Source organism: Nostocoides australiense Ben110, from assembly GCF_001050535.1.
Lineage (GTDB): Bacteria > Actinomycetota > Actinomycetes > Actinomycetales > Dermatophilaceae > Nostocoides_A > Nostocoides_A australiense.
Window position 1 is genome coordinate 1,133,713 of sequence record NZ_HG764815.1, and the last position, 12,462, is coordinate 1,146,174.

General features: G+C 69.4%; 8 protein-coding genes, 1 tRNA gene and 1 other RNA gene. 6 read left to right on the forward strand and 4 right to left on the reverse strand.

From position 1 onward, the window contains the following. Positions 1 to 220 precede the first annotated feature (220 nt). The 3 genes from BN11_RS24610 to BN11_RS05495 all read left to right on the forward strand — a co-directional run bounded on the left by BN11_RS24610 (position 221) and on the right by BN11_RS05495 (position 1,110). A complete protein-coding gene (locus BN11_RS24610) occupies positions 221 to 808 on the forward strand; it encodes a hypothetical protein (protein ID WP_157043985.1) in 588 nt (195 codons plus the stop codon). A gap of 35 nt (positions 809 to 843) precedes the next feature. Next, positions 844 to 940, forward strand: an RNA gene (ffs, locus tag BN11_RS21690) — signal recognition particle sRNA small type. 80 nt (positions 941 to 1,020) lie between these two features. After that, positions 1,021 to 1,110 (forward strand) — tRNA-Ser (locus BN11_RS05495). Between the two features lie 52 nt (positions 1,111 to 1,162). On the opposite strand, the gene lhgO is transcribed toward BN11_RS05495, so the two are convergent. Beyond that, positions 1,163 to 2,359 (reverse strand): L-2-hydroxyglutarate oxidase, encoded by a 1,197-nt coding sequence (gene lhgO / locus BN11_RS05500; RefSeq protein WP_048695502.1) that lies wholly within the window; start codon positions 2,357 to 2,359, stop codon positions 1,163 to 1,165. Between the two features lie 562 nt (positions 2,360 to 2,921). Between lhgO and BN11_RS05505 the strand changes: the two genes are divergently transcribed. Then, on the forward strand, positions 2,922 to 4,817 hold the full coding sequence (locus tag BN11_RS05505) for a propionyl-CoA synthetase (protein ID WP_048695505.1): 1,896 nt from the start codon (positions 2,922 to 2,924) through the stop codon (positions 4,815 to 4,817). 72 nt (positions 4,818 to 4,889) lie between these two features. Here BN11_RS05505 and BN11_RS05510 read toward each other — a convergent pair whose 3' ends face one another. After that, positions 4,890 to 7,055 (reverse strand): hypothetical protein, encoded by a 2,166-nt coding sequence (locus BN11_RS05510; RefSeq protein WP_157043986.1) that lies wholly within the window; start codon positions 7,053 to 7,055, stop codon positions 4,890 to 4,892. A 363-nt stretch (positions 7,056 to 7,418) separates the two neighbouring features. Beyond that, complete coding sequence (locus BN11_RS05515; protein ID WP_048695511.1) at positions 7,419 to 9,116, reverse strand: helicase HerA-like domain-containing protein; 1,698 nt, start codon at positions 9,114 to 9,116, stop codon at positions 7,419 to 7,421. Between the two features lie 204 nt (positions 9,117 to 9,320). On the opposite strand from BN11_RS05515, the gene BN11_RS05520 reads away from it, so the two are divergent. After that, positions 9,321 to 9,833 (forward strand): LytR C-terminal domain-containing protein, encoded by a 513-nt coding sequence (locus BN11_RS05520; protein WP_048695514.1) that lies wholly within the window; start codon positions 9,321 to 9,323, stop codon positions 9,831 to 9,833. A 21-nt stretch (positions 9,834 to 9,854) separates the two neighbouring features. Here BN11_RS05520 and BN11_RS05525 read toward each other — a convergent pair whose 3' ends face one another. Further along, complete coding sequence (locus tag BN11_RS05525; RefSeq protein WP_162213169.1) at positions 9,855 to 12,116, reverse strand: NHL repeat-containing protein; 2,262 nt, start codon at positions 12,114 to 12,116, stop codon at positions 9,855 to 9,857. Positions 12,117 to 12,190: 74 nt separating this feature from the next. On the opposite strand from BN11_RS05525, the gene BN11_RS23455 reads away from it, so the two are divergent. After that, the coding region (locus BN11_RS23455; RefSeq protein ID WP_201329223.1) for a hypothetical protein at positions 12,191 to 12,462 on the forward strand (272 nt) is incomplete at its 3' end.

Consider the following 12,462-nt stretch of genomic DNA (forward strand, 5'->3'; position numbering starts at 1 on the left):
GCCGACGGGGACGGCTGCGGTGACGGGGCCGCCGGAGCCGCCGGTGCCGCCTGTGGCACGGGCGGGTGCGGCACCTGCGCCGGCGCCTGACGCTTCGGGCGGGTTTTTATCGGTACGCATCGCGAATGTCGCGAGGCGCACCGCTACAAAGTGGCATCGGGCGGAAAAGTTCGTACTGCCCTCCCTAGCCCCAAGCCGGCCGTCTGAAAGCATCTCGCCCGTGACTACGACGTCGTCCTCCTCGCGGGTCGAGCCTGCGACCACGTCAGGGGCGATCGACCGCCGGCTGGTGCTCTCGGCCGCGCTCATGCTCTTCGTCGAGCTGGCCTTGATCCGCTGGCTCGGCGCGAACGTCGTGCACCTGAGCTATTTCTCCAACTTCGTGCTGCTCGGCTCCTTCCTCGGCATCGGCTGCGGCTTCCTGATCAGCAACAAGAAGTGGTCGATCTGGCCGGTCTCGTTGCCGCTCCTGGCGGCCCTCGTCGTCGCCGTGCGCGAGTTCCCGGTGACGATCGAACGACAAGGATCCGATGTCATCTACTTCACCGCGCTGCACGTCTCCGGGCCGCCCGCATGGCAGACCGTCTCAGCGAGGTGCTCGGGGCGGACGGGCGGGTGGTCGCGCATCAGAGCAGCGACGGCGTGCGCCTGCTGCATGCCTATGTCGACGGCACGTCCGAGGCCGCCGACCGGGTCGCCGCGACGGCCGCGGAGTGGGACCAGGGCGACGCGCAGACCGTGGTCACCCCCGACCCCGGCTGGGCCCTGGTCAACCACCTCGCCGGTTGTGGCCCGCACTCGTCGGTGATGCGCGGCTGCGTCGAGCAGGCACCTATACTTGCGGCAGGCACCCCGCGTGGTGGTACCTCACCCAACTCCCCCAGGGCAGGAATGCAGCAAGGGTAAGTGAGCTCTTCCAGGTACGCGGGGTGTCCTTGCCTCCACGCCTGGGGCGACCGGCCCCCGCACCCGGCCCCGCCGATTTCGGCCGCGGCCCCGCCCTCAGGTACCCTCTCCGGCGGAGGATTCGCATAGTGGCCTAGTGCGCACGATTGGAAATCGTGTTGGGGATGAAACCCCTCGCGGGTTCAAATCCCGCATCCTCCGCCAGCCGCATGGCCGAGAAGGGCGAGCCGGATCCCGGCTCGCCCTTTCGCATGTGTCAGCGGCCAGGCAGGCCGTCGACGACATACTCGGCGATGGCGAGACTGGAGGTGGCGGCGGGAGAGGGGGCGTTGCGCACCAAGGTGATCGCGTCCTCCTGCTCGACGACGAAGTCGTCGACGAGCGTGCCGTCCGCGCCGACGGCCTGGGCGCGCACCCCCGCGCCGCCGCGGCATACGTCGGCGCGCGTGATGGTGGGGACGTAGCGGCTGGCCGCCCGCATGTATGCCGCCAACGACAGGCTCCCCCGCATCTCCTCGAAACCGGTGCGCCAGTGCGCCTTCGCCAGTCCCCACATGCCGCGGTATGCGGCCAGCTCACCCAGGTCGCGCAGGCTCGCCGTGGTCCAGCCGTAGCCTTCGCGCGCTAGCGCGAGGACGGCGTTGGGGCCGACCTGGAGTTCCCCGGAGACGCGGCGGGTGAAATGGACACCAAGGAAGGGGTAGCGCGGGTCCGGGACGGGATAGATCATGCCGCGGACGCGCTCCTGCTTTTCCGTTGCGACAGTGAGGTATTCGCCTCGGAAGGGCACGATGTGTGGATCGGGGGCGCCGCCGGCGAGACGGGCCACGCGATCGGACTGCAGACCCGCGCACACGATGAGGCCGTCGAGGCCGTGCCGGGCGCCGGGGACGGCGACCTCGACGCCGCTCGCCCGGGCCCGGATCGCGCGGACCGGAGTCGCCAGGTGGACCGCTCCCCCGGCGGCGCGGACCTCGGCGGCGAGGGCTTCGGCCACCGCGACGTAGTCGGTGATCCCGGTCCGGGGCGAGTGCAGGGCGGCCCGGCCCACGGCATACGGCTCGATCTCGCGGATCTCGGCGGCGTCGATCCGGCGTAGCCCGGGGACCCCGTTCTCGCCGGCGCGACGCGCCAGTTCGTCGAAGCGGCCCAGCTCCTCGTTGTCGAGCGCCACGACGAGCTTGCCGCAGCGGCGATAGGGCAGATCGTGCTCGGCGAGGTAGTCCTCGAGCAGCCCCCGGCCGCGCGTGCACAGGCGGGCCTTGGCGGACCCCGGCGCATAGTAGATGCCCGCATGCACGACCCCGGAGTTGTGGCCCGTCTGGTGCGCGGCGAGGCGATCCTCCTTCTCGTAGACCACCACTCGGATCCCCGGCCGGCGCCTCGTCAGCGCCCGCGCCACGGCCAGCCCGACGATCCCGCCGCCGACCACCCCGACTGTCGCCTCAGCCATCGTCCGCCTCCTTCCACGTCCAGGCTAGAGCCGACATGCCCGGCTACTGTCTCAGGTCGTGCAGACTCCCCATCCTGACGATGTTGCCGATAGCGATGCGACAGGCGGCGATTCCTCGGCGGACGCATCCGCACTGTTGCCCGTCCTGCTGCGGCGTTGGAGTCCCCGCGAGTTCGCGCCCGATCACGTGCTCAGCGAGAGGGCCTGAGCCGAACACTCGAGGTGCCCGACCACTGGGAGGTCGTCACGATGACCGCAGCCGGGGTCGCCGCGCAGACTCCCGCCGTGCGGGAAGCCGTTGCCGCGCAACGCGATGCGAGCATCGCGTGGCCGCGACGCCCCGGGTCACGGCCCGATGCCGGAGCCGGCGGCCCTTAGCAGGGGGGCTCGGCGCCGGCGACCACGGCTGCTCCCCCAGTCGCTGGCGTCGAGCTGGGCCGGCGCCCGTACAACCGGCTCGGGTCACCGGACTGCGCCCCCGCTGGGCGCGGCATACCGGCCGCTGACCTAAGTCATCCACCCCGGGGTGGCGCGAGCGAGAGGGGAGGGCCACGATGGCGGTATGAGCAATGGAGCCTACGCGGCGGCATACGAGCAGAGCATCAGCGACCCGAGCGCCTTCTGGGGCAAGGCGGCCGAGTCGATCGAGTGGATCACGCCGCCGGAGAAGGTGCTCGACGACTCCAACCCGCCGTTCTATCGGTGGTTCGCCGGTGGCACCCTCAACACCTGCTTCAACGCGCTCGACCGGCACGTGCGCGACGGGAGGGGCGGGCAGATCGCACTGTTCTACGACTCGCCCGTGACGGGCTACCGCTCCGAGTACACGTACGGTGAACTGCTGGAACAGGTTTCGCGGTTCGCCGGTGGCCTGCGCAACCTCGGCATCGAGAAGGGCGACCGGGTCGTCATCTATATGCCGATGGTGCCCGAGGCCGTCATCGCCATGCTCGCCTGCGCCCGCCTCGGCGCCATCCACTCAGTCGTGTTCGGTGGGTTCGCGCCGGCCGAGCTGTCGGCCCGGATCGAGGACGCCGCCCCCAAGGTCGTCGTCTCGGCCAGCTGCGGCATCGAGCCCAACCGGACCATTCCCTACAAGCCGATGCTCGACGCCGGCATCGAGCGCTCGACGCACAAGCCCGAGCGGGTCGTCATGCTCCAGCGCCCGCAGGCCGAGGCCGAGATGACCGCCCGCGACATCGACTGGAACGAACTGATGGCGGGCGCCGACCCGGTCGACTGCGTCGAGGTCGCGGCGACCGACCCGCTCTACATCCTCTACACCTCCGGCACGACGGGCCGGCCCAAGGGCATCGTGCGCGACAACGGCGGGCACGCGGTCGCCCTGCGCTGGTCGATGGAGAACGTCTACGACGTCAAGCCGGGCGAGGTGTGGTTCACCGCCTCCGACGTCGGCTGGGTGGTCGGCCACTCCTACATCGTCTACGCCCCGCTGCTCACCGGCGCGACGACGATCCTCTACGAAGGCAAGCCCGTCGGGACCCCCGACGCAGGCGCCTTCTGGCGGATCATCGCCGAATACGGTGCGGTGGCGATGTTCACCGCGCCCACGGCATACCGGGCCATCAAGCGCGACGACCCCAAGGCGGCGCTGCTCGAGGGGCACGACATCTCCCACCTGCGCAATGTCTTCCTCGCCGGCGAGCGCCTCGACCCGGACACCTACCACTGGGCCAACGACGTGCTGCACTGCGAGGTCGTCGACAACTGGTGGCAGACCGAGACCGGCTGGCCGATCGCGGCCAACCTGCGCGGTCTGGACCCGATGCCGATCAAGCCCGGGTCCCCATCGGTGCGAGTGCCGGGGTATGACGTGCAAGTCCTCGACGAGTACGGCCAGGACGCCCCGCGCGGCCAGGACGGCGCCATCGCGATCAAGCTGCCGCTGCCGCCCGGCACGCTGCCCACGCTGTGGCAGGACGACGAGCGGTATGTCACGAGCTATCTGTCGGCCTACCCCGGCTATTACCTCACCGGCGACGGTGGCATGATCGACGAGGACGGCTATGTGTTCGTCATGGGCCGCACCGACGACGTCCTCAATGTCGCCGGCCACCGGCTCTCCACCGGCTCGATCGAGGCCGCCCTCGCCGGGCACTCGGCCGTCGCCGAATGTGCCGTCATCGGGGTGCACGACGACTTCAAGGGCCAGATCCCCCGCGGGCTGGTGGTGCTCAAGGGCGGCTACGACCCCGATCTCGAGGGCGAGAAGATCAAGAAGGAGCTGATCCAGCGGGTTCGTGACGAGGTCGGTGCGGTGGCGTCGCTGAAGCAGGTCGACATCGTCGCCGCCCTGCCCAAGACGCGTTCGGGCAAGATCCTGCGCAAGACGATGCGTGAGATCGCCGACGGCAAGGTGCCCTCGATCCCCGGGACGATCGAGGACGTCGGCGTCCTCGATGCCCTGACCGACACCCTGAAGGCCACTCAGCACTGAGCCGGTCGCCGATCGGGCCGGCTGGTTCCCACCCGCCGAAGCGGCGCCGGGGTGATTACGGTGCCGGGGTGATTACGGGACGGCGACGGTGCGGTTGAGCAGCAGAGAGATATTGCCGCGCCGATCGGTGGCGCGGATGGTCACGGCATACGAGCGGCTCGGCAGCGTGGCGGGGACGGTGTAGCGCCACGACGCCGCCTTCAGGTCGCCCCAGACCACGCCGGGTGACCAGGTCGAGGTCGCCAGGTAGGTCGCAGCCTTCCCGTCGTAGAAGCGGCCGGTGGCGAGGTCCTTGACACGTGCCTCGACGAACGCGATGCCCGATGCGTCCGTGGCCTTGCCGGTGAGGACGATCTGCCCTCCGGTCACCATCGGCCCGGCGTCGATCTTGACGACCGGTCTGACCGTCTCCGCGGCCGGTGCGGGGCCGGGAGCGAAGACGGTCACGCGGGAGCTGACCTGCTCCATGACATAGAGCTTGCCGTCGGGTCCGAACTGCAGCCCGGAGGGCGTCTTGAGCTGCCCGAAACCGAAGCCGTTGCCCTTGCCGATCTTGCCCTTGACGGCGTAGGTCGTGCGGCTGACGACGTCGAGGTACCCCGTGGTGGTGTCGGCGACGACGACCTCGTCGCCCTTGATCGCCACTCCCCAGCCCACGCCGGGCAGCGTGATCGTCCTGATGATCCGCCCGGCCGGCGTGACGACATACATCACGGGTTTGAAGTCGTGGGTGATCCACATATTGCCGTTGTTGGGATCGACGGCGAGGCCGTGTAGCAGGCCGACGCTCGTCAGCCACGTCCGTTCGACCTTCGAGTTCTTCGGGTCGATCACCCGCACCGCACCCGGGCGGCGTTCGAGCGCATAGAGCTTGCCGCCGAAGAACTCCAGGTCACCGACCCACCGGGGGATGTTCGGCCGGCCGACGACGGACGAGAAGTCGAAGGTGTAGCCGACCACGCCCGGAGGTCCTTCGAAGCTCGACACCCAAAGGTCGCGGGTCGCCGGATCGACGGCGACGGCCTTGGGGTAGTTCATGCCCTCCGGCGGGCTGGAGCCGCGGCGGCCGTACTGGTCGAGCAGCTCGCCCTGGGCCGAATACCGGTTCGCGCGCTGCCCGAAGGCGTCCACGGTCACGACATCGCCGGTGACCGGGTCGACGTTCAGGCCGCGCGCCTGCGAGATGCCGGCCGGGTCGGGCCGCATGACGGGGTCCGGGAACACCTTGACGAATGTGCCGTCCGGCAGGAACTCCTGCACCCGGAACGAGCCGTAGTCCGCGCCGTAGACGTGGTGGTCGGGGGTGACGGCGATCTGCCGCGCACCGTCGGTGAATTCGCCGTCCTGCAGGCCGAGGCCGGAGATGACGCCCTGGTAGTTGCCGTCCATGTCCCAGTAGCGGATGCCGCCGTAGACGGCGTCGGAGAGGTAGATGCGACCCAGTTCGTCGTCGATGGCCACGCCGCGCAGGTCGCCGCGGATCGGGTCCGGGCCGATGTCGAAACGCCACTCCCCGGTCGAGGTCCACGAGTGGATCACCTTGTTGCCGACGTCGGCGACATAGATATTGCCCGCCGCGTCTGCGGCCGCACCGGTGAGCACCTTCAGCGTCGTGCCGGGACCGGCCTTGTCGATCAGCAGTTGTAGCTGCGCCGACTTGGTGGCGTCGTCCACGGTGAACTTGCGCACGACCGAACCGGAGAACCCCTCCGGCACCCACAGGTTGCCGTCGTGGTCGACGGTCAGCCAGGTGGCCGCCCCGGGCATGTCGAGGTCGAAGAGGAAGTTGCCTTCCTTGTCGTATTTACGCACATCGAGCGACGAGCGCCCCTCCCCCGTGACGGCGACGTAGATCGCCCCGTCGCGCGGGTCGACGCCGAGGGCCGACGCAACGCCGCCGATGGTCTTGCCGGCGTTGCGCAGGTCGCCGAGGTAGATCCCGCCGCGGGTGTAGCGGCGCACCTGTCGCGACACGTAGTCGCCGACGATGAGTTCGTCGCTGACCGGGTTGTAGGCGAGCCCCCACGCGGCCACCCCGGGGAACGACGGCGCCCCGATGATGCGCTCCGCCACATAGGAGGTGACCGACCCCGCTCGGGCCTCGCCGGAGAATGAGCCGGAGACCGAGCCGGAGGCCGAGCCCGTGGCCGGGCCGGCGCCGGCCGCGACGGCGAATGCCGTCAGCGCGGTGAGAAGCAGCGCGAGCACGGAGCGCGCGGGGGCGGAACGTCGGGACATCTCTCGGGCACCGTCACTGTCTTGCTGGCGTTGGGCTGGCCTGTTGCGTCGGCGCTCGGTGCAGCACCCCCTGCCGATGGGCAACTGCGGTAAGCGTAGTGATGCGTCAGGGACGAACGGGGTCCAGTCCTTCGATGAACTGGACGTGCCGCGCACTGTCGGGCCTGGCTGTCGTTGCCGGGCCTGGTTGTCGGTGACACGGGCCAGGTTTTCGTCCCCGGGCCAGCCTATTTCCAGGCCCGAGAACGAAAGCCGAGCCCGAGTTGCCGCGACACCATTCTGGTCACCACGTTGGGCAGCGTTACGGTCATCGCGCTCATCACCGCACTCCTGGCCTGAGTGGGCGGGCGAGCGGGCGGCGCGTCAGCGCCGGCGCGCGGTGCCGAAGATCGAGCGGGTGATCTCGCGTCCGATGACGGTGCCGGCCGAACGCAGCATCGATTTGAAGGCACCCGACTTGACCACGGAGGCCACCACGCCGGGGTCCTCCTCACGGCGCCGCTCGTCCGCCCTGGCCGCCTTCTCCGCTGCGGCGGCCTCCTTGGCGGCGGCCTTCGCGGCCGCCTCCCGGTCCTTCTCGGCCTGTTTCTCGGCGGCCAGCCGGTCCTTCTCCGCCTGCCGGGCGGCAGCCTCGCGGACCTTGGCGTTCTCGGCCTCCTGGGCGGCCGCCGCGGCCGCGGCGTCCAGTTCGGCGACCTTCTTGCCGAGCATCTCCGACGCCGAGTCGCGCTCGGTCGCGGTGAGGTACTTCGGCGTCAGCGGCGAGGCGTTCACCGCCGCATCGATCAGCTCGGTGGGCGAGGGGTCCATCAGGGACTGCGGGGCCCGCATGCGAGTCCACGCCACCGGCGTCGGCGCGCCCCGCTCGGACAACACGGTGATGACGGCCTCGCCGATGCCGAGGCTCGTCAGCAGTTCCTCGAGGTCGTATTGGGTGTGCGGGTAGGTCTTGACGGCCGCCCGCAGCGCCTTCTGGTCGTCGGGCGTGAAGGCCCGCAGGGCGTGCTGGACCCGGTTGCCGAGCTGGGCCAGCACATCGGCGGGCACATCCTTGGGCGACTGGGTGACGAAGAAGATGCCGACACCCTTGGACCGGATCAGTCGGACCGTCTGCTCGATCGCGTCGAGGAAGTCCTTGCTCGCCTCGTTGAAGAGCAGGTGCGCCTCGTCGAAGAAGAAGACCAGCTTCGGCTTGTCGAGGTCGCCCTCCTCGGGCAGGTCGTGGAAGAGGTCGGCCAGCAGCCACATCAAGAAGGTGGAGAAGAGGTCCGGCCGGTCCTGCACAGCCGGCAATTCGAGCATCGACAGCACGCCGCGGCCGTCCGAGGCCACCCGCAGCAGGTCGTTGGTGTCGAACTCCGGCAGGCCGAAGAAGACGTCCGCGCCCTGAGCGGAGAAGTTGATCAGCTCCCGCAGGATCACCCCCGCCGTCGCGGAGGAGATGCCGCCCAACTCCTTCAGATCGGCCTTGCCGGCGTCGCTGGTGAGGAACTGGATGACGGCCCGCAGGTCTTCGATCGTGTCGAGCCACAGGCCCTTGGTGTCGGCGTAGTGGAAGACGAGCCCGAGGCTGGACTCCTGGGTGGCGTTGAGCCCCAACACCTTCGACAGCAGAACCGGCCCGAAGGTCGACACCGAGGCGCGGATCGGGATCCCTTTGCCCAAGCCGCCGAGGGAGAAGAACTCGACGGGGTATGCGGTGGGGGTCCACGCCATCCCCACGTCCTGTGCGCGGGCGGTGATCTTGTCGTTGGGCTGACCGGGACTGGCCATACCCGACAGGTCACCCTTGATGTCGGCGAGGAAGACCGACACCCCCTGCTCGACCAGCTGCTCGGCCATCAGCTGCAGCGTCTTGGTCTTGCCGGTGCCGGTCGCCCCCGCGACCAGCCCGTGCCGGTTCATCACGGCGAGGGGGATGCGGATGGGAGCGTCGGCATACACCTGCCCGTCGACGACCGCCGCACCGAACTGGATGGCCGGGCCTTCGAAGGCGTAGCCGTCGCGGATCTCCGATGCCAGAGCGTTACCCGCCGCGCCGCCGTCCGCCGGCGCATCCACGTTCTCGGCGACGCTACCCTTGACGGATGGCTGAGCCGGGGACCCAACCTGCGGCGCCGATGCGGCGTCGGAAGGGGCGGTAGCCGTCTCCTGGTCTCCGTTCGCATCCGCGGGCGGGGTCTGGGAAGGTGTTTCAGTCACGCAGTCAATGTAGTCCGTGGTCCGACCCGGCCCGCACGCTCCTGAGAGGAAGCCCGCAGAGCAATGGCCGCTCAGCTCACCGCCGGAACTCCCCGGCGGGTCCGGCAGATCCGCGCCGCCGTGGTGCTCCTGTTGGCCCTGGCCTTCCTCGGTGGCGCCTTCTACAAGGCCTACTCCTACATCCAGGAGGACACCAGCCCGGAGTCCGCCAAGGCCAGCGACTGTATGACGGGCACCGCGCAGAAGCCGATCGCCAAGGTCTCCGACGCCAAGGTCAACGTCTACAACGCCACGTCGACGCCCGGGTTGGCCGCGAAAGTGGCCGGTCAACTACGCGAACGCGGCTACTCGGTCGTCGAGATCGACAACGACCCCCTCAAGAAGAAGGTCAAGGGCACAGGGGAGATCCGCTACGGCACGCCGGGCGTCCCCTTCGCCAGGGCCGTGCGGCTCGCCCTCAACGACGCGAAGTTCGTCAACGACAAGCGGACCGACAGCACGATCGACCTCGTCATCGGCGACAAGTTCACCGAACTCTCGCCGCCGCCGACGTGCTCATCCGCCACGGCCGGCTGAGGCCGCGCCGGAGCATCGGGGTCAGCTGCCGGTGTTGAAGGAGCGGGTGACGACCGAGCCGATATTGCCGGCCCCGTCGACGCCGCGCACCGACACGGCATACCCGGCACGCGCCTGCGCGCCGATCAGTGGGAACCACCACTGCTGGTTCCTGATGTCCCCGCCCTTGATGCCGGCATTGATGTAGACCTTCGTCGCACTCCACGTGGCGATGCGCCCGTCCCACCACAGCTTGGTCTTGCGGTCCTGGACCGCGACCTCGACCGTGCCATTGCGCAGGTTGTCGGTGACCGAACCGGTGATCGTGACGGGGAATCCGACCGTAGCGCCCGCTCCGGGCGCCGCGATCGACACCGACGGCGGGTTCGCGTCGGACTTGACCCAGCCCTTGGTGTCGAAGACCTGCAACCGGTCGTTGCCGGCGTCGGCGACATAGATCTTGCCCGCCGCGTCGTGGGTCAGGCCGGAGGGGTTGTTGAACTGGCCCGGCCGAGTGCCGGCAGACCCCAGCTCGCCGAGGAAGGTGCCGTCACGCTCATACGCCACGAGCACATTGCGGGTCGCGTCGGTGACGTAGATGATCCCGCCGACGATGTCGATGTCCCAGGGCTTCTGAAACTGCCCGGCGCCCGTGCCCGCCGAACCGATCACCGCAGGTGAGCCCTGCCCACCGTTCTTGGTGTAGTGGTAGATGCGCCGGTCGCGCCACGACGAGACGAAGATGTCGCCCGTGGCCGGGTCGACGGCCACCCCCGCCCCCGCGACATTGAGCCGGCCCTCCTCCTGCCCGGTCTGGGCGTTGAGGATCTTGACATTCCGGTCGGCGTCGTCGCCGACATACACCTGGCCGTTGCCGAACTCGACGTCGATCGGCTCGTTGTAGTGGTTCGCGGGGCTGCCCGACGGCAGCCCGAGGTTGAAGGCGAGGGACTTGTCCTTGTTGAGCACGCGCATCTGGTGCTCGGTGGTGTTGGAGATCCAGAACCGCTCACTGCCGGGCTGGATGCCGAGGCCGCGGGGGTAGTTGAACCCGAGCGGCGGGGTGGTGCCGCGTCGGCCCCACATCCCGGCCGGGGTGCCGTCGGGCCGGAAGGCCTGCATCCTGTGGTTGTCCTGCTCGATCGTGAAGATCTGTCTCGTCGAGGGCTGGATCGCCACATCGCGCACGAGGGCCAACGACCCCTTGGGCGCGTTCTGGGGCGGGTTGGGGTAAGCACCGATGAACCCGCCGGTGGCGGTGAACTTCAGGACGCGGGTGTTGCCGTAGTCAGCCACCCACACATTGCCGCTGCCGTCGATGGCGATCTGGCGGCCTCCGTCGGCGAACTGGCCCGCGCCGGTGCCGAGCGACCCGAAATGCCCGAGCGAGGCGCCGGTGTCGACATTGAAGCGCTCGACCTGTCCGGCGCTGGCGTCGACGACATAGGCCACCCGCGAACTCGCATTGATAGCCACCCCGCGCAGGTCGCCCTTGAAGACCCCGCCGGCGAAGGTGTATTGGAAGCGGCCGCTGCCGTCGTAGACGTTGACCTTCTTGTTGATCGTGTCGGCGACGGCGATTTTGCCGGTCTTGTCGTCGATCGCCAGGCCGGTGATCTGCCGGATCTCGCCGACGCCGGAGCCGTAGGAACCGAAGTGGGCGACCTCGGTTGCGGTGGCGGTGGTGTCGTTGAGGGAGTATTTGCGTACCTGGGGCGGGTTGGTGGAGTTGTGCCAGACGTGGGAATCGCTGACGTAGAGGTAGCCGTTGGCGTCCATCGCCATCCACGCCTGATAGGTGGAGGTCAGTTTGAACTCGCAGATGAACTTGCCGTCCTTGGAGAACTTCGCGACATAGCCGCGGTTGTCCTTGGAGTGGTCGGAGACATAGACCGAGCCGTCGCGCGGGTCGACGGCCAGTCCCTCGGGCACCCCGCGCCGGGAGGAGGCGGGCCGGTAGAACGAGCCGAGCAGGGTGCCGCCGCTGCTGAAGCGCCGGATCTGGAAGTTGCGGTAGTCGCCGACGAGGGTCTGGTTGGTGACCGGGTTGTAGGCCACGCCCCACGCATACAGCCCCGCGGACCCACGAGCGCCGATCGTGCGCACGAAGGTCGGCTTCGTCCACGTCAGCGCGGCCACCTGCACCGGGCCGGCAGTCCGCTCGCCGTCCGCGGCGGCCGGGCCTGCGCTCGCCAACACGGGGCTGACGATGACCGCAACGGCGCCGGCGGCGATCAGGGCGCCGCGACGGGGGTTTCGGCGGCGGGGAGGGGCGGGGAGCGTAGCAGGGACACGCAAAGGCACAACGGGCATTGTGACACGCGGTCCTGACCGCCCCTGTCCCCGACCGGGCGCCCGCAGCGGGGACAATCAGCGGCATGACCTCGGTATTGGTGAGTTCGTGGGCCTTTTCCCCGTGGCGGGACGAGGCGGCCACGACCGCGGCAGCGCGACTCCTCTCCGACGGCGCCACCCGGTTGGATGTCGTGCGGGCCGACCTCGACGACACGCGTCCGCGCGAGCAGCCGCGCCCGGAGGTCGACGACCTGATCGGACGCTCGATCAGCCTGCCCGGCCATCCCGTCGCGCCGAGCACCTGGGCCGGAATCGAGTCGTATGCCGCGGCCGCCGCCGGTGCGGTGCGGGCCTG

Bases quoted from the DNA above. Each gene is read 5' to 3' on its own strand.
- lhgO (WP_048695502.1), bottom strand. From the start codon at position 2,359: ATGGCTGAGGCGACAGTCGGGGTGGTCGGCGGCGGGATCGTCGGGCTG.
- BN11_RS05505 (WP_048695505.1), top strand. From the start codon at position 2,922: ATGAGCAATGGAGCCTACGCGGCGGCATACGAGCAGAGCATCAGCGAC.
- BN11_RS05510 (WP_157043986.1), bottom strand. From the start codon at position 7,055: ATGTCCCGACGTTCCGCCCCCGCGCGCTCCGTGCTCGCGCTGCTTCTC.
- BN11_RS05520 (WP_048695514.1), top strand. From the start codon at position 9,321: ATGGCCGCTCAGCTCACCGCCGGAACTCCCCGGCGGGTCCGGCAGATC.